The organism is Luteimonas soli (assembly GCF_042648865.1).
Classification (GTDB): domain Bacteria; phylum Pseudomonadota; class Gammaproteobacteria; order Xanthomonadales; family Xanthomonadaceae; genus Luteimonas; species Luteimonas soli.
Window position 1 is genome coordinate 28,209 of the sequence record NZ_JBHRYA010000007.1, and the last position, 19,785, is coordinate 47,993.

Sequence of the window (19,785 nt, forward strand, 5' to 3'; positions counted from 1 at the left end):
GCCTCCCGGATGCAAACCCGACACCTCCTGTTCTGCCTGCTCGCCGGCACCGCGCTGGCCGCGTGCAACCGCGAGCCGACTCCAACCGACACTGCGCCGGCAGCAACCACGCCCGCGCCCGACGCTGCCGCCACGGCTCCCGCGTACGCCTTCAGCGACGACATCACCGCCGGCGACTTCAGCGAACTGGTGAAGACGCTGTCCTCCGACGAATTCGAGGGCCGCGGCCCCGGCACGCCCGGCGGCGAGAAGACCGTCGAATACATCAAGGCGCAGTTCGTGCGCATCGGCCTGCAGCCCGGCAACGACGGGTCGTGGTTCCAGGACGTGCCGATGGCCGAAACCACCGCTGACGAATCGGCCACGCTCGCGATCGACGTCGCCGGCAAGACCACCGAACTGAAGTTCGGCCCCGACATGGTGCTCAACACGCGCACCGGAAAAACCGAGGTCAAGGTCGAGGACAGCCCGCTGGTGTTCGTCGGCTACGGCGTCGACGCGCCCGAGCAGGACTGGAACGACTACGCCGGCGTCGACGTCAAGGGCAAGACCGTCGTCATCCTGGTCAACGACCCCGGCTTCCACGCCGGCGACGAGAGCCTGTTCGAAGGCAAGCGCATGACCTATTACGGGCGCTGGACGTACAAGTTCGAGGAGGCTGCGCGCAAGGGCGCGAAGGCGGCGATCATCATCCACGACACGCCCGGCGCGTCCTACGGCTGGGACGTGGTGGAAAGCTCCTGGTCCGGCCCGCAGTACGACCTGCGCGCCGCCGACGACCCGGCGCCGCGCCTGCCCGCGCAGGGCTGGATCACCGGTGACGCGGCAAAACAGCTGTTCGCCGACGCCGGGCTCGACCTGGACGAGATGTACGCGGCCGCCGGCAAGCGCGGCTTCAAGGCCGTGCCGCTGGACGCGACGGTGTCGTTCGACCTCAAGAGCACGGTCACCGAGAAGTCCTCGCGCAACGTGATCGGCGTGCTGCCCGGCACCGAACGCCCGGACGAGGCGGTGGTGTACATGGGCCACTGGGACCACCTGGGCAAGCACGACGGCGAGGAAGGCGACAACATCTACAACGGCGCGGTCGACAACGCCACGGGCGTGGCCGGGATCATCGAGATCGCCGGCAAGTTCGCGCGCACGACGCCGGCGCCGAAGCGTTCGCTCGCGTTCATCGCGGTCACGCTGGAGGAATCCGGGCTGCTCGGTTCGCAGTACTACGTCGCGCACCCTGCGTTCCCGCTCGACAAGACCGTGGGCGTGATCAACATCGACGCGATGGGCGTGTACGGCAAGTCGCGCGACCTGGTGGTGGTCGGCAAGGGCAACTCGGAACTCGAAGACCTGCTCAAGGCGCAGACCGACAAGCAGGGCCGCACGCTGGAGGAAGAGAGCACGCCGGAAAGCGGCTTCTACTTCCGCTCCGACCACTTCAACTTCGCCAAGGCCGGCGTGCCGGCGCTGTATACCGAGAGCGGCGAGGACCTGGTCGAAGGCGGACGCGAAGCCGGCGAGGCCGCGGCACGTGACTACAACGCCAACCGCTACCACAAGCCCGGCGACGAGTACTCCGACAGCTGGAAGCTCGACGGCGTGGTCGAGGACCTGCAGGCGCTGTACGGCGTCGGCCGCGTACTGGTCGACGGCGACCAGTGGCCGAACTGGTACGAAGGCAACGCCTTCCGCGCCGCGCGTGACGAGATGATGGGCGATGGCGACTCCCCCGACAGCGGGGAGCAGGAGGCGGAGACCGGCGCAAACTGACGTCGGCACACGATCGTTGTGGAAACGGCGCCGGTTGGCGCCGTTTCCTTTTGACGGGCCAGCCGGCTGCCACGCCTTGTCCGCGCGCCGGCCGCAGCGTCGTCGGTGCAGCGGGATTCTGTGGATGTCGTCACGCCATCAGACGCACGCAGGCACCAGATCACAGCCTGCCAGGATCGCTTCTTCCACGAGACACGGAATTCACCCGCAATGGATTGCACCGATCATCGTGCCGCATCATCCGGGCCCGGACGAAGGCGCGCAGCGCCGCCGCCCGACACGCCTGACCGCGTCCTCGCGCGGCCACGGCCGCCATGTTTCCGGTCCGCGCCCGATCTGTGTTGTATTGGCGGCGATCCCGCCACGCCCGGAGAAAACGCATGTCCATCGCCTACTGGTGCATCCTCGTTGCAGCGCTGCTGCCGTATGTCTGGGCCTTCATCGCCAAGCGTGGGCCGCGTTACGACAACCACGATCCGCGTGGCTGGCTGGCGAAGCAGGACGACCCGCGCGCGCGTCGCGCCAACGCGGCGCACCTCAACGCTTTCGAAGCGTTCGCGCCGTTTGCCGCGGCGGTGCTGATGGCGCAGGCTGCGGGTGTCGACCCGACCCTGGTGGCGACGCAGGCGCTGATCTTCGTCGGCCTGCGCGTGCTGCACGGGATCTTCTACGTCACCGACCTGCACCTGATGCGCACCTTCGCCTGGACGGCGGGCTTCGCCTGCGTGCTGTGGATGATGGTCGCGGCCGCACTGCAGGTCGGCGGCTGAGGTCAGCCCTCGCGCGACGCGTGCCGGCGCGTGCCGGCGCGGCGTTCGGCCCAGGCCAGGATCAGCAGCACCACCAGCGTCAGCACAGTGGTGCCGAACGCCAGCAGGTGCGCGTGCACGCCCACGGCGATGCCGATCGCGGCGACCATCAGCAGCGAGGCCGCCGTGGTGATGCCGGTGACCCTGTCGTCGCCGCTGCGAAAGATCGCGCCGGCGCCGAGGAAGCCGACCGCCGCCACGACCGCTTCGATCAGGCGCAGCGGATCGACGCGCACCAGCTCGCGGTAATGCTCGCCGCTGTAGCGCACCGCCAACAGGTCGGCCAGCCCCACCAGGAGCGCCGCGGCGCCGGCAACCAGCATGTGCGTGCGGAACCCGGCCGGCCGGTCCTTCATCTCACGCTCGAAGCCGATCACCCCGCCCAGCACCATCGCGTAGGCGGTGGCGACGAGCACGTTCAGCTCCACGGACCAGTGATCAAAGAGTGTGTCCATGAAACGAGCCTGCGAACGTCGGCGTCATGACCGCGTCATGGGGCCGAAGGCCGCACCCGACGTCCAGCGGAGTTCACCGACGCCGCTTCCCTTCAGGAAAAATCAGGTTCTTCCCTCAAGTGAGGGAGAGTCGCGACGCAAGCGGACGGTCGGTGCGCGGGCTTCGGACACCGCGTCGTCCCGACCGGGGGATGCGGAAAGCAGGCCATGGATGGCCTGCGGCGGCGAGTCAGGCATGGATGCTGACTGAGCCGGGGAGCATGCCCCGGTCGGGACGACGCATCGGCGATTCGCTGTCATGGCTTCTTCATCGGCAACCGAAGACCAAAAGCCGTCGGGGACGTAACCCCGACCTACGCGGCTTCAACCGAAGCGATGAAGGTCACGTCAAGGTGAGCCGTGTCCTGGCGGGCGGGAGCCGCGTCAAGCGCGCCATGGATGGTGCGCGCCCTCGTCAGGACAGGATGAGCACGGGCTACTTGCGCGGCATTGCCGCGCGCCCGTGCGAATGCCCGGCGCGCTGCGCCGGGCCGGGGGAGCCGCGCAGCGGCGTTCCTGCCGAGGGAAAAGCGGCTCCCGGCCGTCAGGACACGGCGACCCACCGGAGCCCGCATGAGCGACCGGTCGGTCGTGCCTCCCCTCACTTGGGAGAAGAACCAAGAATCAACCCTTGGCGGCGACCAGCCGCACCCGCGCGAAGTTGCGCCTGCCCACCTGCAGCACACCCTCGAAGCCCGGCGCGAACGCGGTGCCGGCATCCTCGACCACGTTGCCGTCGACCTTCACCGCGCGCTCCTTCAGCTTGCGGTTGGCCTCCGAGTTGCTGGGCGTGATGCCGGCGGCGGTGAGCAGCGCGGCGATGCGGATGCCCTCGGCCGGGATCGCCACGTCCTGCAGCGGCAGCAGCGCGGTGTCGCCCTGCCCGGTCACGGCGACGTGCCAGCCGGCGATGGCGGTTTCGGCGGCGGTCGTGTCGTGGAAGCGCGCGGCCAGCTCGCGCGCCAGGCGCAGCTTGACGTCGCGCGGGTTCAGGCCTGCGGCGACGTCAGCCTGCAGCTGCTTCGCCTCGTCCACGCCGATGTCGAAGCTCAGCAGCTCGATCCACTTCCACATCAGCTCGTCGCCGATCTTCATCGTCTTGTTGACGATGTCGATCGCCGGCTCGTCGATGCCGATGTAGTTGCCCAGCGACTTGCTCATCTTCTGCACGCCGTCCAGGCCTTCGAGCAGCGGCATCGTCAACACCACCTGCGGCTTCTGCCCGTAGTGCTCCTGCAGGCCGCGGCCCATCAGCAGGTTGAACTTCTGGTCGGTGCCGCCAAGCTCGACATCGGCCTTGAGCGCGACCGAGTCGTATCCCTGCACCAGCGGATACAGGAATTCATGGATCGCGATCGACTGCTGCGCCGCGTAGCGCTTGGCGAAGTCGTCGCGCTCGAGCATGCGCGCGACCGTATGCTGGCCGGCAAGCCGGATCATGTCCGCGGCGCTCATCCTGCCGAACCACTCGCTGTTGAAGCGCAGCTCGGTGCGCTCGCGGTCGAGCACCTTGAACACCTGGTCGGCGTAGGTGCGCGCGTTGGCCTCGACGTCCTCGCGGGTGAGCGGCTTGCGGGTGGCGTTCTTGCCGGTGGGGTCGCCGATCATCCCGGTGAAGTCGCCGATCAGGAAGACCACCTGGTGGCCGAGGTCCTGGAACTGCCGCATCTTGTTGAGCAGCACGGTGTGGCCGATGTGCAGGTCGGGCGCGGTCGGGTCGAAGCCGGCCTTGATCCGCAGCGGCCGGCCATCCTTCAGCCGCGCTTCGAGCTCTTCGCGCTTGAGGATCTCGTCGGCGCCGCGCGCGATGAGGTCCATGGCGTCGGATTCGGGGGCTGCGGGCAGGTCGGTGGCGTGGGGCACGGGCGGATCCGGGTGACGGTGGCGGGCAGGAAGTGACAATTGCCGTGACGGCGTTTGTAACGCGAAGTTAACACGCGGTTAAAGGGGCTTTTCGGGAAATCCCTGCCCGCTCAAGTGTTTGACGCACACTTTTCGCGTGACTATGGTAACGCCCTGACGGGCCCTTCACGCCGGGCCGGGACTGCTTTTGATGACCGAGCCCACCTCGCCCCAGGACCCCGGTCGCGGGCGCCTGATCCGGATCCGGAACCTCCGCGCCGCGGCCCTGAATGCCAAGGGGCTCGGTGCCGCGCTGCCGGCCGGCTTCAACGGCCGCTGGACCCGCCGCCACTGGATGCATGCCAGCCTGTTCGCGATGCTCGGCACGCTGGTCATGGCCATCGTCCCCGGCTTCTCCAACGCGATGACCTCCAGCCAGGCGCAGGCCTCGGCCGCCACGCCGCTGACCACGCTGTCGCTGCTGCTGCCGCCGCTGCCGGCGTCGGCCAGGCAGGCGGCGCACGTGGAACGCAACAACTGGCAGCTGGTAAGCGTGGCCAAGGGCGAGACCCTCAGCCACGTGTTCGAACGCCTGCAACTGTCGAAGTCGGACCTGCAGCGCGTGCTCGACCAGCCCGGCGCGCGCGACACGCTGCGCCGGCTGCGCCCCGGCACCGAGCTGGCGTTCGACATGCAGCCGGCCGCGGGCGGCAAGCCGGCGGCGCTGCGCGCGTTCCGCTACGACCGCGACGACATCCACCGCGTCGAGATCCACGTCGACGGCGACAAGGTCACCGAGAAGGTGATCGAGCGCCCGACCGAGGTGCGCACCGCGGTGGTCAGTGGCGAGGTCGGCCGCTCGCTGTTCCACTCGGCGCGCAAGCTGGGGCTGTCGGGCAACAACATCCGCAGCCTGACCGACGAAATCTTCAAGTACGACATCAACTTCAACACCGACGTCGCCGCCAGCGACCGCTTCTCGGTCGTGGTCGAGCAGACCTGGCGCGAGGGCGAGATGATCAAGAGCGGGCCGATCCTGGCCGCCACGTTCACCGCGCACGGCGACATGCACAGCGGCTTCCGCTTCGAACGCGGCGACAAGGCCGAATACTTCAGCGCCGACGGCCGGCCGCTGAAGAAGGCCTTCATCCGCATGCCGGTGCAGTACACCCGGATCAGCTCGCGCTTCACCAGCGCGCGCAAGCATCCGATCCTGGGCCGCACCCGCGCGCACCAGGGCGTGGACTTCGCCGCGCCCACCGGCACGCCGGTGATGGCCGCGGGCAACGCGCGCGTGGCGTTCGTCGGCTGGAAGGGCGGCTACGGCCGCGCGGTGATCCTCGACCACGGCCGCGGCTACACCACGCTGTACGGGCACCTGTCGGCGTTCGGCAAGATCAAGAAGGGCCAGCGCGTGGCGCAGGGCACGGTGATCGGCCGCGTCGGCAGCACGGGCCTGGCGACCGGGCCGCACCTGCACTACGAATTCCGCGTCAATGGCGTGCACCGCAACCCGCTGGCGGTGACGATGCCGCCGCCGGAGCCGCTCAAGGGCAAGCAGCTGGCCGAGTTCCGCGCCCAGACCGGTCCGGCACTGGCTCGCATCCGCGAGTTCGAAGACATCATCTACGCCGAGGTCGGCGACGATACGAAGGACAAGCGCGTGGCGAGCGCGGCGAAGCCGGGTTCGAAGAAGGGCTGAGAAAGACGAGTCCCGCCCGCGCGATTCGCGGGCCGCGGCATTGCCCATCGCGCCCGGGTGCGCTCCTACAATGGCGGCATGCCAGCCAACCTCTACCTCGGCCTGATCTCCGGCACCAGCGCTGACGGCATCGACGCCGCGCTGGTGGAATTCGGCGATGCGAACGATGCACGCTCGACGGCGCGCCTGGTCTTCGGCCGCACCTATCCCTGGCAACCGGCGCTGCGCGCGCAGCTGGTCGAACTGGGCCAGCAGTCGGCGCGCGTCCCGCTCGACGCGGTCGCCGGACTCGACGTGCGCATCGGCCGCGCCTTCGCCGACGCCGCGCTGCAGGCGCTGGCCGACAGCGGCAAGGCGGCCGCCGACGTCGCCGCGATCGGCTCGCACGGGCAGACGCTGCGCCACCGGCCCGACGGAGACGCCCCCTACACCCTGCAGCTGGGCGATCCGAACACCATCGCCGAGCGCACCGGCATCTGCACCGTCGCCGATTTCCGCCGCCGCGACGTGGCGGCCGGCGGCCACGGCGCGCCGCTGCTGCCCGCGCTGCACGCCGCGCTGCTGCAGTCACCCGGCGAGGATCGCGCGGTGCTCAACCTCGGCGGCATCGCCAACCTCACCCTGCTGCCGCGCGCAGGGGATGTGCGCGGTTTCGACACCGGCCCGGCGAACGGATTGATGGACGCCTGGTGCCTGCGCCACCGCGGCGAGGCCTTCGACCGCGACGGCGCGTTCGCCGCGGCCGGCCGCGTCGACGACGCGCTGCTGGTGCGCCTGCTCGCCGAGCCGTGGTTCGCGCTGCTGCCACCGAAGTCCACCGGCCGCGACCAGTTCCACCTGGGCTGGGTCGAGTCGCGGCTGCACGGCGACGAGGCGCCGCAGGACGTGCAGGCCACGCTGCTGGCGCTGACTGCGCGTACCGTCGCCGACGCACTGCGCGCGACCCAGCCGGCCACCGCGCGCGTGATCGCCTGCGGCGGTGGCGTGCACAACGGCGCGCTGATGGATGCACTGGCCGAAGCAATGCCCGGCTGCACGGTGGAATCGAGCGAGGCGCACGGCCTGGACCCGGACGCGGTCGAGGCGATGGGATTCGCCTGGCTGGCGCGGCAGGCGCTGCTGGGCCTGCCGGGCAACCTGCCCTCGGTCACGGGCGCGAAGGGCTACCGGGTGCTGGGGGGCATCTATCCGGCATAGCGGCATCGCCGGCGCGGGCTGCGAGCCCCTGTGGGAGCCGCAGGTCGGGGCTACGCCCCGGACGCTTCACGACCGACACACATGTCCGCGCCGTAGGTCGGGGCTATGCCCCCGACGGCTTCGGTAGGTGCACAAGCGTCGGGGGCGTAGCCCCGACTTGTGGGAGCCGCAGGTCGGTTCATGCGTCCGGTTCGTCGGACGGCAGCTTGCCGATCATCGCGAAGCCGCCGTCGTCGGGGATGTCCTGCAGCGCGGCCAGCGCGGCTTCGAGCACGTCGTTCTCGCTACTGTCGAAATGCACGCTGCCGTCGCCCTCGTAGACATGCAGGCCCTGTTCGAGCAAGTGCAGCAGGGTTCGCGGCAGGGTCCAGCCGCGTGTGTCGGCCACCCGCTTGATGCGGTCGACGAGCACCTGGTCGATGTCGTGGAGGACGATCTCGGTCATATCCTGTTCCCGGGCTTCCCGCGCCGGCACGTCGTCGGCCGGCGCGGCCCCTTGATACCCTTCGCGCGGGGCGCAGGCAAGTCCATGCGGATCGCAGGCGGCGCAGGCGTCTTCAGTTAGCATGCCGCCATGACGACATCGCACTCCGCCACGCGCGGCGACCCGCTGGCCTGGATCAGGCCCTACCTCGAACGCGCACCGCTGGGCGCGCTGCTGCTCGGGATCTCGTCGGGCTTCCCGTACGCGATGATCGGCGCCACCCTGACCACGCGGCTGGCGCAGGACGGCATCGACAAGAAGAGCGTCACCGCGTTCGCGCTGGCGTTCCTGGTCTACAACATCAAGTTCCTGTGGGCGCCGCTGGTGGACCGCTTCCACCTGCCCCTGCTGGGCCGGCTGGGCCAGCGCCGCTCGTGGCTGTGGCTGACAGCGGCCTGTGTGGCCGCGGCAACGATCCACCTGGGCGCGCTGGACCCGAACGCGAACCTGGCGCGCGTCGCGTTCGCCGCTGTGGCGCTGGGCGTGGCCGGCTCGACCTTCGACATCGTCATCGACGCCTACCGGATCGAACTGCTGCGCCCCGAGCAGCTGGGCGTGGGCTCGGGCATGTCGCAGTACGGCTGGCGGCTGGGCGCGGTCGGCGCCGGCGCACTGGCGCTGCTGGTGGCCGAGCCGCTGGGGTGGGCCGCGGCCTACGCCATCTGCGCCGCGTTCGTGCTGCCGGCCGCGTTCGTCGGCCTGTGGCTGGGCGAACCGGCGCGCCACCGTGAACCGGCCGTGCGCCGCGGCCTGGCCGCGGCCTGGGCGGCCGTCGCCGGGCCGCTGGGCGAGTTCTTCCGCCGCAAGGGCGCGATGCTGGTGCTGCTGTTCGTGCTGCTGCACAAGATCGGCGACACCCTGGCCAACCTCACGTTCCGCCTGCTGCTCAACGACCTGGGCTTCAGCAACGCGGAGATCGCCACCTACGACGTCGGCGTGGGTTTCGCGACGATGCTGCTGGGCATCTTCGTCGGCGGCATCCTGTACGCGCGCATGGGCCTGAAGGCGTCGGTGCTGCTGAGCCTGGTGCTGATGGCGGTGTCGAACCTGTCGTTCGCGGTGCTGGCGCACGTGGGCCACAGCAACGAACTGCTGGCGTTCACGATGGGATTCGAGAACTTCGCCAGCGGCATCGGCGGCGTGGTGGTGGTGGCCTACCTGTCGGCGCTGTGCAACCTGTCGTTCACCGCGACCCAGTTCGCGCTGCTGTCGGCGGCCGCCTCGATCGTCGGTCGCTTCGTCACCGGCACCACCGCCGGCGGGCTGATCGAGCAGATGGGCTACGTCAACTTCTACCTGCTGACCACGGTGCTGGCGCTGCCGGGCGTGGCGCTGTTCGCGTGGATGATGAAGGCCGGGCTGGTCGACGCGTCGATCGCCGAGAGCGACGTGCGGCGCGCCACGGAGCACGCCGGCGACGGCTGACCCCGTTCGAATCAGTCGGCGTAGTCGACCGTGAACGGCGCGTGGTCAGAGAAGCGCGGCTCGCGCAGGATCGAACACGCCTGCAAGCGCTCGCGCAGCGACGGCGTCACGAACTGGTAGTCGATGCGCCAACCCACGTCGTTGGCGCGCGCCGCGCCGCGGTTGCTCCACCAGGTGTAGTCCTGGCCTTCCGGGTTGAGTGCACGGTAGGCGTCGACCCAGCCGCCTTCGCGATGCAGCGTGCCGTCGCTGCCGCCGTCGTCGCAGATCCTGCCGTTGAGCCAGGCGCGCTCGGCCGGCAGGCAGCCGGAGTTCTTCTGGTTGGACTTCCAGTTCTTGATGTCGAGCGCCGAGCGGACGATGTTCCAGTCGCCGCACAGCACGTAGTCGCGGCCGCTGGCCAGCCACTGGTCGAGGATCGGCCCGAGCCAGTCCATCGCCTCGAACTTGAAGCCCTGGCGCAGCTCGCCCGACGAACCGGACGGGATGTAGAACGACACCACGCTCAGGTTGCCGAAGCGCGCTTCGATGTAGCGGCCTTCCTCGTCGAACGACTCGCGGCCCAGCGCGGTGCGCACCTCGTCGGGCTCGTTGCGGCTGTAGATCGCCACGCCGCTGTAGCCCTTCTTCGTGGTCGCGTCGCGGAACCAGGCCTTGTAGCCGGCCGGCAGGAAGTCGGCGTGCATCCCGTCGGTGCCGGCGAGCTGGTGTTCCTGGGCCTTGGTTTCCTGCATGCACAGCAGGTCGGCGTCCTGGTCGGTGAACCAGTCGAAGAAACCCTTGCGGGCGGCGGAACGCACGCCGTTGGCGTTGAAGCTGATGATGCGCATGGACGGGGAGCCGGGTATGGGGAGCGGGGGTTGGGGAAGAGCTTAACTGCTCCGATTCCGTCATTCCCGCGAAAGCGGGAACCCAGTGACTTGCGTTTCGGGTCCAGCCGCGCCTGCACGGGAGCGAAGACGCTGGGTTCCCGCTTTCGCGGGAATGACGCGTCGGTACAACGATCAGGTCCCGGCCCGCCGACGCGCAGGGCACGCGCGCCTCTATGATGCCGGCATGTTCGCCAGACCCGACCTCCACGTCGCCCCCGTCACGCCCGAACGCATCGACGCCGTGCGCGCATTGCGGGTGGCACCGGAGCAAGAGCCCTTCGTCGGCGACACCGCCTTCAACCTCGACGACGCGCTGCGCGACGAAAACAGCGAGGCGATGGCGATCCTCGTCGGCGAAACGCCCGTGGGCTTCTACCGCCTCGACTTCAGGCCGACCATCGTCGCGCGCCGCTCCATCGGCGAGGCCAGCGTCGGCCTGCGCGCGTTCTTCATCGACGTCGACTGGCAGGGCCGCGGGCTGGGCACGCGCGCGGTGCAGGCTTGCTGCGACGACATCCGCGCCCGCCACCCCGATCGCCGCCTGCTCGCGCTGAACGTGAACGTCCGCAACGTCGCCGCGATCAACGCCTACCGCAAGGCCGGCTTCGTCGAAACCGGCGAGCTATACCTGGGCGGCAGCGCCGGGCCGCAGTATTTGATGGTGCGCAAGCTCTGACGCTCGCGCCCGCGACTCTTGCAGGTGCGGCTTCAGCCGCGGGCTTTTGCTGTTACCCCTCCCCCTGCGAAGGCAGGGGGAGGTTGGGAGGGGGTTGCGTCGGCGCAGATGCAATTGTCCGCAGGCATCGCTTGAGCCCACGCAACCCGTCCCCAACCCGTCCGGCCATCGAGCACAGCTCGATGGCGTTCGTCAGGCCGCGAACCAGTGGTTCGCAAACAGCCTTCCTCACCCCCTGCCTTCGCAGGGGAGGGAGCAAAGAGCTCGCGGCTGAAGCCGCTCCCACAAGAACGCGGGCGGGGCTGGCATCATGTGCGCGCCGCCACGCCCGCCAGCCCGATGCCCACCGACCACCGCCAGCGTTTCCTCCAGCTCGCCCTCGACGCCAACGCGCTGCGTTTCGGCGAGTTCACGCTCAAGTCCGGGCGCAGCAGCCCGTACTTCTTCAACGCCGGGCATTTCGATTCCGGCGCGGCGCTGGCCGGGCTGGCCAGCTGCTACGCCGACGCCATCGACGCGGCCGGGGTCGAGTTCGACCTGCTGTTCGGCCCCGCCTACAAGGGCATCCCGCTGGCCACGGCGCTGGCCTGCGAGTACGCGCGCCGCGGGCGCGACCTGCCGGTGGCGTTCAACCGCAAGGAGGCCAAGGACCACGGTGAAGGCGGGAACCTGATCGGTGCGCCGCTGGCCGGGCGCCGGGTGCTGGTGGTCGACGACGTGATCACCGCCGGCACCGCGATCCGCGAGGCGCTGGCGATCATCGCCGCTGCCGGCGGCACGGCGGCGGCGATCGCGATCGCGCTCGACCGCCAGGAGCGCGTGGCCGACGGCGACGACCGCTCCGCGGCGCAGGCCGTCGCGGATGAACAGGCAATCCCGGTGATCGCCATCGCCGGGCTGTCGGACCTGTTGGCGTTTGCCGGCGAAAGCGCGACACTGGCGGCCGAACGCGACCGCCTGCTCGCCTACCGCGCGCGCCATGGCAGCCGCACGGACTGATCGACCGGCCGGGGGGACGGAACGATGAAGACAATGATCGCGGGATTGGCCTGCGTACTGCTCCTGGCAACGGCGACCGCCGCTGCCCAGGACAAGGCCGCCAAGAAGATCTATTGCTGGGAAGAAGACGGGCACAAGGTCTGCGGCGATGCGCTGCCGGCCGACGCCGTCGACGCGGCGCGCACCGAGATCAGCGCCCGCACCGGCATCGCGGTGCGCTCGCTCGAACGCGCGCCCACCGACGAGGAGCGCGCCGCCGCCGCGGACGCCCGCAAGCAGGCCGCGCGCGACGCCGAGGCCGAGGCCGCCGCCAAGCGCCGCGACCTGGCGATGGTCGAGTCCTATGCGACCGAGGACGACCTGCGCCGCGCCTACGGCGAGCGCATCACCCTGGTCGAGGAATCGCTCAAGACCTCGCGCCTGGGCCTGGTCAACCTGCGCCAGAGCCTGCTCAGCCTGCTGCGCCAGGCCGCCGACCTGGAGTTGCAGTCCAAGCCGGTACGCAAGGCGCTGAGCGACAACATCCAGCGCCAGCACGGCGACCTGCTGCGCCAGCAGGCCATCCTCGAACAGCAGGCCCGTGATCGCGCGTCGCTGGGCAGCGACCTGGAGCAGGCGCTGGAGCGTTACCGCTCGCTGAAGACCCCGGACCAGGTCGCGGGCCGCTCGTAGGCGGGTCTCGACCCGCCGCTTCACGCCCATCGCCGGTGATGGCGGGTCGAGACCCGCCCTACGCGCTCCGGCCATCCGCATTCACCCTTGCCGCCGCCACCGCCGGCCGCCACGGCACGCTCGCTATACTTCCGGCTTTACCCGCAACGGACGTCCCTCGCGTGCCGCAAGTGCAACCGTCGCCGACCACGCCGGCATTGGCGATCACGGCCTACACCGCCACCACCGCGCTCGGCCGCGGACGCGACGCCCAGGCTTCGGCGCTGCGCGAACGCCGCGGCGGGCTGCGCCGCAACGACTTCGGCACCGGCGCCGTGGGCGAACAGCGCCTGGACACCTGGATCGGCCGCGTCGACGGGATCGAGGACGTGGCGCTCCCGCCGGCGCTCGCGTCCCTGGATTGCCGCAACAACCGCCTGGCATGGCTGGCGTTGCAGTCCGACGCGATGGCCGAACAGGTCGCCGACCTGCGCGCGCGCCATCGCCCGGAACGCGTGGCCCTGGTGCTCGGCACGTCGACCTCCAGCATCGGCGCCACCGAGGAGGCTTATGCGCGCCTGTCCGACGACGGCCTGCGCTTCCCGCCCGACCTCGACGCGCCGATCCTGCACACGCCGCATTCGCTGGGCCACTTCGTGCAGCAGGCCACCGGCCTGCGCGGGCCCTGCATCACCGTCGCCACCGCCTGCTCGTCGAGCGCCAAGGTCTTCGCGCAGGCCGCGCGGCTGATCGGCGCCGGCGTGGCGGATGCCGCGCTGGTGGGCGGCGTCGACACGCTGTGCGGCAGCGTGCTGTTCGGCTTCAACTCGCTGGGGCTGGTGTCGGCGACGCCGTGCCGGCCATTCGATGCCGGCCGCGACGGCCTGTCGCTGGGCGAAGCCGGCGGGTTCGCGATCGTCGAGCGCGTCGATCCGGACACCCCCGGGCTGCGCCTGTGCGGCTACGGCGAGTCCAGCGACGCCCACCACATGTCCACCCCGCATCCCGAGGGCCTGGGCGCGCAGCAGGCGATGCGCGACGCGCTGGCGCGTGCCGGCATCGACGCCGCCGATGTCGGCTACCTGAACCTGCACGGCACCGCGACCCCGGCCAACGACGCGGTCGAGGCGCGCGCGGTAGCGGCGCTGTTCCCGGACACGCTGCACGCGGGTTCGACCAAGGGCTGGACCGGCCACACGCTCGGCGCGGCCGGCATCGTGGAATCGGTGTTCGCGCTGATCGCGCTCGAAGACGGCCTGCTGCCGGGCACCCTGAACAGCAAGGCCCGCGACGCGGCCTGCGGCGCGCAGATACATTTCGACAACGCGCAATCGGGCAGCCTGCGCTACGCGATGAACAACTCCTTCGGCTTCGGCGGCAACAACTGCTCGCTCGTGTTCGGGACCGCCTGACGTGCCCCGGCGCACGGCGACCATCGAGGGCATCGGCTTCTGGACCGACGGGCTGCCGTCGTGGCAGGCCGCGCGCGACTTCATCGCCGGCGGCGCGCCCGTCGCCGACGCGCCGCGCCGGCCGTCGCCGCAGCTGCTCGCGCCCAACGAACGCCGGCGCGCGCCGGAAACCGTCGCGGTCGCGCTGGAAGTCGCGCTGGCCGCCTGCACGGCCGCCGGCCGCGACCCGGCGTCGCTGCCGTCGGTGTTCGCCTCCACCCACGGCGACCTGCCGATCATGGACTACATGTGCGCCACGCTCGCCAACGAACCGCGCGCGATCTCACCGACGAAATTCCACAACTCGGTGCACAACGCCGCCGCCGGCTACTGGACCATCGGCAGCGGCTGCATGCACGCCAGCACCGCGCTCAGCGCGTTCGACGCGACGTTCGCCCAGGGCCTGGTCGAAGCGCTGGCGCAGCTGGCCGAAGGCGCCGAGGCGGTGCTGCTGGTCGCCTACGACGGCCACGCGACCGGCCCGCTGGAAACGATGTCGCACAGCCGCGGCCTGCTCGGCGCCGCGCTGCTGCTTTCGCAGAACCCGGGCGACCTGCGCCTGCGCGCGACCCTGGTCGACGGCCAGGCGCCCGAGGCGACCGGGCCGCTGTCGCGGCACGCCGCCGGCAACGCGATGGCGCCGATGCTGCCGCTGTTCGAATCGCTGGCCGGCGGCGACGACGTGGTCCTGCTCGAAGCCGGCCCGGGCCGTGTGCTGCGCGTGGAGATCGCGCATGGCTGAGCCGGCCGCCGCCGGTACTGCACGCCAGCGCCTGCATCGTGGCAACGTCGCCGTGGTCATCCCGGCGCTCAACGAGGCGCTGCGGATCCGCGAGGTGGTGCTCGACGCGCGCGCGCACTGCGACCACGTCATCGTCGTCGACGACGGGTCCGACGACGACACCACCGACTGCATCGCCGACCTCGACGCGACCGTGCTGCGCCACCCGCGGCGCATGGGCAAGGGCGCGGCGCTGCGCAGCGGCTTCGCCCAGGCACGGCGCGTCGGCGCGCAGGCCGTGGCGACGATGGACGGCGACGGCCAGCACAGCGGCGCCGACATCCCGCGCCTGGTCGCGGCGGCCAACCGGCATCCGGGCTGCGTGATCGTCGGCGCGCGGCTGCGCAAGCGCGCGGCGCAGCCGGTGTACCGGCGCATCGGCAACGACTTCGGCGACTGGGGCATCGGCTGGGGCTGCGGCTTCCGCGTGGTCGACAGCCAGAGCGGCCAGCGCCTGTACCCGCACGCGGTGTACACGCTCGACGACGTGCCCGGCGAGGGCTTCGTGTTCGAGGCGCAGATGCTGATCTCGGCCGCGCGCCGCGCCGGCGCGGGCGTGGTCGCGGTGCCGATCGAAACGCGCTACGCCGGCGCCGGCGCGCCGGCGCTGATGCGCAAGAGCCATTTCCGCCTGTTCCACGACCTGCGCAGGATCACCACGCACGTGGTCGCCCAGGTCTGGAACCATGGCGACGTGGTCACCGAGTACCGCCGCTGCCGCGCGCGGCCGCCGGTGATCGACGACCCGGACGGCGAGTTCGCCGCATTGCCCACCAGGACCCCAGGAGCGGAACGCGCAGGATGAGCACGCAACCGGACACCACCGACACCGACGTCACCATCCTCGGCGGCGGCCTGGCCGGGCTGACGCTGGCGATCCAGTTGCGACGCCAGGACCCGGCCCTGCGCGTGACCGTGATCGAGCGCAACGCGCATCCAGTGCGCGAGGCGGCGTTCAAGGTCGGCGAGTCGACGGTGGAGATCGGCGCGCACTACTTCGCCCACGTGCTCGGCCTGCGCGACCACCTCGATCGCGCGCAGGTGCGCAAGTTCGGCTTCCGGTTCTTCTTCTCCGAAGGGCGCATGGACGTCGACCGCTGCACCGAACTGGGCGTGAGCAAGCTGCTGCCGACGCCGTCGTGGCAGATCGACCGCGGCCGCTTCGAGAATTTCCTGGGCAAGCGCGCGCTCGCGCTCGGCGTCGACTTCCGCGACGCCGCCATCGTGCGCGCGGTCGAACTGGGCGAAGGCGACGACGCGCACCGGGTTGCGTTCGAACGCGACGGCACGCAGCAGGCGCTGTCTTCGCGCTGGGTGGTCGACGCCAGCGGCCGCGCCGCGCTGCTCAAGCGCAAGCTCGGCCTGGCGCAGGACAACGACCACGACGCCAACGCGGCGTGGTGGCGGGTCGAGGGCAGGATCGATCCCAACACCTGGTCCGACGACCCGCAGTGGCTGGCGCGCTGCACGCCGCCGGACCGCTGGCGCTCGACCAACCACATGTGCGGCCCGGGCTACTGGTTCTGGCTGATCCCGCTGGCGTCGGGCGCGCATTCGCTGGGCATCGTCTGCGACGGCAAGGCGCATCCGCTGGAGACGATGAACACCCACGACAAGGCAATGGCCTGGCTGCGCGAGCACCAGCCGCGCGTGGCCGCGTCGCTGGAGCAGCCCGGGCACGAGGTGTGCGACTTCCGCTTCATGCGCCACTTCTCGCATGGCTGCACGCAGGTGTTCGGCAACCGCTGGGCGCTGACCGGTGAGGCGGGGCTGTTCCTGGACCCGTTCTATTCGCCGGGCAGCGACTTCATCGCCATCTCCAACACCTACATCTGCGACCTGGTCGCGCGCGACCGCGCCGGCCGCAACTGGACGTCGTACGCCGAGATCTACCAGCAGCTGTACTTCTCGTTCTACGAGACCACGATGACCCTGTTCCAGGACCAGTACGCGCTGTTCGGCGACGCGCAGGTGATGCCGGTCAAGATCATCTGGGACTACACGTTCTACTGGGCGCTGCTGGCGCCGGCGTTCTTCTCCGGGCGCATCGCCGACGTGGCCATGTTCGGCCGCCTGCGCGAGCAGTTCGAACGTGGCAGCACGCTCAACGCGAGCATGCAAGCGCTGCTGCGCGAGTGGGGCGAACGCAATGCCGGGCGCGCGCTGCCGATCGATTCGCGCCTGCTCGACCAGTACCACATCGACTGGTTCCACGAGCTCAACCGCGCGCTGTCCGACCAGCTGGATGACGACGCCTTCGCCACGCGCATCACCGGCAACGTCGCGCGCATGGGCTGGCTGGCGGCCGAGATCCTCGCCCGCGCGCGCGGCGAGCATGCGGATATCGGTGACCATGGACTCGACGCGCTGCTCGCGGATGCCGACGCGCCGCCGTCGCTGTCAGCGCCCTGGTACGCCAGCGCCGCCTGAGCGCTCCGAGTGAGCGCCGCCATGCGACATCGCGTGCTGCGCATGCGGCGCGGCGGCGTCCTCGCCGCCGGCGTGCACGAGTGCGCGGCTCAGCGCTGCGGTTCGGACACGGGCGCCGGAACCGGCGCAGGCGGGGTTTCGTCCACCGCGGCCGGGTTGGCGACGTAGATGGCGATGCCGCGCGCGTACTTCTGCCGCGGGCTGATGTTCACGCCGATGCCGCCGCTGCTGAAGCTGCTGCCACCGACGCGGCCGCCGCCCGCGCCCACGCTCACGCCGCTGCCGCCGTAACCGTCGGCGGTGCCGCGGAACAGCACGCCGTTGGCGCCGAGCTTCGCGGCCTCCTTGCGCAGCTTGGCGACCACCGAGTTCATCTTGTTCTGTTCGCCGTAGGTGAACGCGCCGCTGTTGCTTTCCAGCAGCGCGATTTCCTCGTAGCCGCCGGGCGGGGCCTGGAAATACACGCGCACCTGAGACGGGTCGATCGGTGCGCGCGGGGTACCGGTGACCAGCGCGGAGCTGGCGCAGGCCGACAGCGCCAGGCCGAGCAATGCAGTCAGGAACAGGCGCATGGCGCTCTCCTCGGGCAGTTTCGATGCGGCCGATGCTACGCCGCCGCCGCGGACCGGTGCATGAAGACGCCGTAGGTCGGGGCTATGCCCCCGACGGCTCTTGATCCACGACGAAACGCCGCAGGACGACACGCGGGGCGTCGGGGGCGTAGCCCCGACCTACGGCGGAAGAGGGCATGGTCCCGGCCTACGGCGAGCGATGCAGCTCAGGCCATGCCGCCGTTGGCGCCGATCACCTGCCCGGTCACGTAGCTTGCCGCGTCCGAGCACAGGAAACGCACCACTGCGGCGACCTCGTCCGGCGTGCCGGCGCGTCCCGCGGGCACGATCTGCTTCACCATCTCGGGCGGGAACGCGTCTTCGGCCATGCGCCCGGCGATCACGCCCGGTGCAACCACGTTCACGGTGATCCCGCGCGAGGCCATTTCGCGCGCCAGCGACTTCGATGCGCCGTGCAGCGCCGCCTTGGCCGCGGCGTAGTTGGCCTGGCCGCGGTTGCCGAGCACCGCCGCCACGCTCGACACGCTGACGATCCGCCCCCAGCGCGTGCGCGCCATCGGCAGCAGCAGCGGCTGGGTAACGTGGAAGAAGCCGTGCAGCGACACGTCGACCACCCGCTTCCACTGCGCGGCCGACATGCCTGCCATCGCCGCGTCGTCGTGGATGCCGGCGTTGTTGACCACGACCTGCACCGGACCGCCTTCGAGCAGCGCGACGATGGCGGCGCCCGTGGCATCGCCATCGGCGACGTCGAACGCGACCGCTTCGGCGCTGCCACCGGCCGCGACGATCTCCGCCACCACGCCTTCGGCGCGCGCGCGGTTGCCGTTGGCGTGGACGATCACGTGCAGGCCGTCGGCGGCGAGCTGGCGGCAGATCGCGCCGCCGAGGTCGCCGCTGCCGCCGGTGACGAGGGCGCGGCGCGGGGTTGTCGATTGCTTGTCCATGCGCGGGATTATCGCCGGTCTCGCTTGGCCGGGGCTTTTGTAGGAGCGGCTTCAGCCGCGAGCTCTTGCCTTGGCCCCTCCCCCTGCGACGGCAGGGGGAGGCTGGGAGGGGGTTATCACGGTTCGGGCAGACCCCAAGGTCACCCCTCCCCAGCCTTCGCAGGGGAGGGAGCAAAATCTCGCGGCTTCCACCGCTCCTACGAGTACGAGGCCAACATCACCGCGGCGCGCCCTTCGGCCAGCAGACTGCCGGCGTGGTGGATGCGGAACGCGTACTGCTGGCTGGCCTCCGCCTCGACCAGCACTTCAGCCTCGCATTCGAGCGCCTCCGGCAAGTCGTCGATGCGGGCGACATGCAACTGCACGCCGCGCAGCGCGACCAGCAGACCGGGTTTCGCCGCTCCGCCGGCTTCGCGGGCGCGCAGGCCGCCGTGCACGGCCATCGCCTGGGCGCCGTACTCGCACAGGTGGATCGCGCGCAGGCGGTCGTTCGAGCGCAGCGGGTGCGCGGGGTCGCGATGGCTGTGCGCGCGCAGGCGGATGCGCCGTGCGTCCCAGTCAACGACCTCGTCCCACAGGCACATCGCGCCCTGGTGCGGGATGAGGGCGAGGATCTGGTCGCGGTCGATCATGGTATCGGCGAAGGCTGCATGGCCCGCAATTGTAGGAGCGGCGGGAGCCGCGAT

The 19,785-nt window shown here is 70.6% G+C and carries 19 protein-coding genes; 12 read left to right on the forward strand and 7 right to left on the reverse strand.

The window, feature by feature from the left end; all coding sequences use genetic code 11:
- Positions 1 to 9 precede the first annotated feature (9 nt).
- Together ACFONC_RS07520 and ACFONC_RS07525 are read left to right on the forward strand one after the other, a co-directional pair.
- On the forward strand, positions 10 to 1,767 hold the full coding sequence (locus tag ACFONC_RS07520; RefSeq protein ID WP_386743122.1) for a M28 family metallopeptidase: 1,758 nt from the start codon (positions 10 to 12) through the stop codon (positions 1,765 to 1,767).
- Positions 1,768 to 2,147: 380 nt separating this feature from the next.
- Complete coding sequence (locus tag ACFONC_RS07525) at positions 2,148 to 2,537, forward strand: MAPEG family protein (RefSeq protein ID WP_386743123.1); 390 nt, start codon at positions 2,148 to 2,150, stop codon at positions 2,535 to 2,537.
- A 2-nt stretch (positions 2,538 to 2,539) separates the two neighbouring features.
- Here the strand turns inward: ACFONC_RS07525 and ACFONC_RS07530 are convergent, their stop codons facing one another.
- Positions 2,540 to 3,031 (reverse strand): MgtC/SapB family protein, encoded by a 492-nt coding sequence (locus tag ACFONC_RS07530; protein ID WP_386743124.1) that lies wholly within the window; start codon positions 3,029 to 3,031, stop codon positions 2,540 to 2,542.
- A gap of 663 nt (positions 3,032 to 3,694) precedes the next feature.
- The gene (gene tyrS, locus ACFONC_RS07535) at positions 3,695 to 4,888 is read right to left on the reverse strand and encodes a tyrosine--tRNA ligase (RefSeq protein WP_386744601.1); all 1,194 of its coding nucleotides are present in this window, start codon (positions 4,886 to 4,888) and stop codon (positions 3,695 to 3,697) included.
- 235 nt (positions 4,889 to 5,123) lie between these two features.
- On the opposite strand from tyrS, the gene ACFONC_RS07540 reads away from it, so the two are divergent.
- Entirely contained in the window at positions 5,124 to 6,614 is a 1,491-nt protein-coding gene (locus ACFONC_RS07540) for a M23 family metallopeptidase (protein WP_386743125.1), read from the forward strand.
- Positions 6,615 to 6,692: 78 nt separating this feature from the next.
- Positions 6,693 to 7,811, forward strand: a complete 1,119-nt coding sequence (locus ACFONC_RS07545; protein ID WP_386743126.1) for an anhydro-N-acetylmuramic acid kinase — start codon at positions 6,693 to 6,695, stop codon at positions 7,809 to 7,811.
- A 178-nt stretch (positions 7,812 to 7,989) separates the two neighbouring features.
- On the opposite strand, the gene ACFONC_RS07550 is transcribed toward ACFONC_RS07545, so the two are convergent.
- A complete protein-coding gene (locus ACFONC_RS07550) occupies positions 7,990 to 8,256 on the reverse strand; it encodes a hypothetical protein (protein WP_386743127.1) in 267 nt (88 codons plus the stop codon).
- 129 nt (positions 8,257 to 8,385) lie between these two features.
- Here ACFONC_RS07550 and ACFONC_RS07555 point away from each other — a divergent pair, with 129 nt between their 5' ends.
- Complete coding sequence (locus tag ACFONC_RS07555) at positions 8,386 to 9,720, forward strand: AmpG family muropeptide MFS transporter (protein WP_386743128.1); 1,335 nt, start codon at positions 8,386 to 8,388, stop codon at positions 9,718 to 9,720.
- An 11-nt stretch (positions 9,721 to 9,731) separates the two neighbouring features.
- On the opposite strand, the gene ACFONC_RS07560 is transcribed toward ACFONC_RS07555, so the two are convergent.
- Positions 9,732 to 10,550: an exodeoxyribonuclease III gene (locus ACFONC_RS07560; RefSeq protein WP_386743129.1), complete on the reverse strand. Its 819-nt coding sequence runs from the start codon at positions 10,548 to 10,550 to the stop codon at positions 9,732 to 9,734.
- Positions 10,551 to 10,776: 226 nt separating this feature from the next.
- Here ACFONC_RS07560 and ACFONC_RS07565 point away from each other — a divergent pair, with 226 nt between their 5' ends.
- The 7 genes from ACFONC_RS07565 to ACFONC_RS07595 all read left to right on the forward strand — a co-directional run bounded on the left by ACFONC_RS07565 (position 10,777) and on the right by ACFONC_RS07595 (position 17,580).
- Positions 10,777 to 11,268: a GNAT family N-acetyltransferase gene (locus tag ACFONC_RS07565; RefSeq protein WP_386743130.1), complete on the forward strand. Its 492-nt coding sequence runs from the start codon at positions 10,777 to 10,779 to the stop codon at positions 11,266 to 11,268.
- A gap of 339 nt (positions 11,269 to 11,607) precedes the next feature.
- Positions 11,608 to 12,267, forward strand: coding sequence for an orotate phosphoribosyltransferase (pyrE, locus tag ACFONC_RS07570; protein WP_386743131.1), 660 nt, complete (start codon positions 11,608 to 11,610; stop codon positions 12,265 to 12,267).
- Between the two features lie 24 nt (positions 12,268 to 12,291).
- Positions 12,292 to 12,939: a hypothetical protein gene (locus ACFONC_RS07575; RefSeq protein WP_386743132.1), complete on the forward strand. Its 648-nt coding sequence runs from the start codon at positions 12,292 to 12,294 to the stop codon at positions 12,937 to 12,939.
- Positions 12,940 to 13,136: 197 nt separating this feature from the next.
- Positions 13,137 to 14,330 (forward strand): beta-ketoacyl-[acyl-carrier-protein] synthase family protein, encoded by a 1,194-nt coding sequence (locus ACFONC_RS07580; protein ID WP_386744603.1) that lies wholly within the window; start codon positions 13,137 to 13,139, stop codon positions 14,328 to 14,330.
- A gap of 1 nt (position 14,331) precedes the next feature.
- Positions 14,332 to 15,111, forward strand: coding sequence for a beta-ketoacyl synthase chain length factor (locus ACFONC_RS07585; protein ID WP_386743133.1), 780 nt, complete (start codon positions 14,332 to 14,334; stop codon positions 15,109 to 15,111).
- Positions 15,104 to 15,955, forward strand: coding sequence for a glycosyltransferase family 2 protein (locus tag ACFONC_RS07590; protein ID WP_386743134.1), 852 nt, complete (start codon positions 15,104 to 15,106; stop codon positions 15,953 to 15,955). Before ACFONC_RS07585 ends, ACFONC_RS07590 begins: the two co-directional genes overlap by 8 nt.
- Entirely contained in the window at positions 15,952 to 17,580 is a 1,629-nt protein-coding gene (locus ACFONC_RS07595) for an NAD(P)/FAD-dependent oxidoreductase (protein WP_386743135.1), read from the forward strand. Before ACFONC_RS07590 ends, ACFONC_RS07595 begins: the two co-directional genes overlap by 4 nt.
- Positions 17,581 to 17,669: 89 nt before the next feature.
- On the opposite strand, the gene ACFONC_RS07600 is transcribed toward ACFONC_RS07595, so the two are convergent.
- The 3 genes from ACFONC_RS07600 to ACFONC_RS07610 all read right to left on the reverse strand — a co-directional run bounded on the left by ACFONC_RS07600 (position 17,670) and on the right by ACFONC_RS07610 (position 19,731).
- Complete coding sequence (locus ACFONC_RS07600; protein WP_386743136.1) at positions 17,670 to 18,152, reverse strand: hypothetical protein; 483 nt, start codon at positions 18,150 to 18,152, stop codon at positions 17,670 to 17,672.
- A 206-nt stretch (positions 18,153 to 18,358) separates the two neighbouring features.
- A complete protein-coding gene (fabG, locus tag ACFONC_RS07605) occupies positions 18,359 to 19,099 on the reverse strand; it encodes a 3-oxoacyl-ACP reductase FabG (RefSeq protein ID WP_386743137.1) in 741 nt (246 codons plus the stop codon).
- Between the two features lie 197 nt (positions 19,100 to 19,296).
- Entirely contained in the window at positions 19,297 to 19,731 is a 435-nt protein-coding gene (locus ACFONC_RS07610) for a phosphotransferase (RefSeq protein WP_386743138.1), read from the reverse strand.
- Positions 19,732 to 19,785 lie beyond the last annotated feature (54 nt).

Coding starts and splice junctions, on each gene's coding strand:
- pyrE (WP_386743131.1), top strand. CDS start 11,608: ATGCCCACCGACCACCGCCAGCGTTTCCTCCAGCTCGCCCTCGACGCC.
- fabG (WP_386743137.1), bottom strand. CDS start 19,099: ATGGACAAGCAATCGACAACCCCGCGCCGCGCCCTCGTCACCGGCGGC.
- ACFONC_RS07550 (WP_386743127.1), bottom strand. CDS start 8,256: ATGACCGAGATCGTCCTCCACGACATCGACCAGGTGCTCGTCGACCGC.
- ACFONC_RS07595 (WP_386743135.1), top strand. CDS start 15,952: ATGAGCACGCAACCGGACACCACCGACACCGACGTCACCATCCTCGGC.
- ACFONC_RS07575 (WP_386743132.1), top strand. CDS start 12,292: ATGAAGACAATGATCGCGGGATTGGCCTGCGTACTGCTCCTGGCAACG.
- ACFONC_RS07520 (WP_386743122.1), top strand. CDS start 10: ATGCAAACCCGACACCTCCTGTTCTGCCTGCTCGCCGGCACCGCGCTG.
- ACFONC_RS07600 (WP_386743136.1), bottom strand. CDS start 18,152: ATGCGCCTGTTCCTGACTGCATTGCTCGGCCTGGCGCTGTCGGCCTGC.
- ACFONC_RS07560 (WP_386743129.1), bottom strand. CDS start 10,550: ATGCGCATCATCAGCTTCAACGCCAACGGCGTGCGTTCCGCCGCCCGC.
- ACFONC_RS07590 (WP_386743134.1), top strand. CDS start 15,104: ATGGCTGAGCCGGCCGCCGCCGGTACTGCACGCCAGCGCCTGCATCGT.
- ACFONC_RS07545 (WP_386743126.1), top strand. CDS start 6,693: ATGCCAGCCAACCTCTACCTCGGCCTGATCTCCGGCACCAGCGCTGAC.
- ACFONC_RS07525 (WP_386743123.1), top strand. CDS start 2,148: ATGTCCATCGCCTACTGGTGCATCCTCGTTGCAGCGCTGCTGCCGTAT.
- ACFONC_RS07540 (WP_386743125.1), top strand. CDS start 5,124: ATGACCGAGCCCACCTCGCCCCAGGACCCCGGTCGCGGGCGCCTGATC.
- ACFONC_RS07530 (WP_386743124.1), bottom strand. CDS start 3,031: ATGGACACACTCTTTGATCACTGGTCCGTGGAGCTGAACGTGCTCGTC.
- ACFONC_RS07610 (WP_386743138.1), bottom strand. CDS start 19,731: ATGATCGACCGCGACCAGATCCTCGCCCTCATCCCGCACCAGGGCGCG.
- tyrS (WP_386744601.1), bottom strand. CDS start 4,888: ATGGACCTCATCGCGCGCGGCGCCGACGAGATCCTCAAGCGCGAAGAG.
- ACFONC_RS07555 (WP_386743128.1), top strand. CDS start 8,386: ATGACGACATCGCACTCCGCCACGCGCGGCGACCCGCTGGCCTGGATC.
- ACFONC_RS07565 (WP_386743130.1), top strand. CDS start 10,777: ATGTTCGCCAGACCCGACCTCCACGTCGCCCCCGTCACGCCCGAACGC.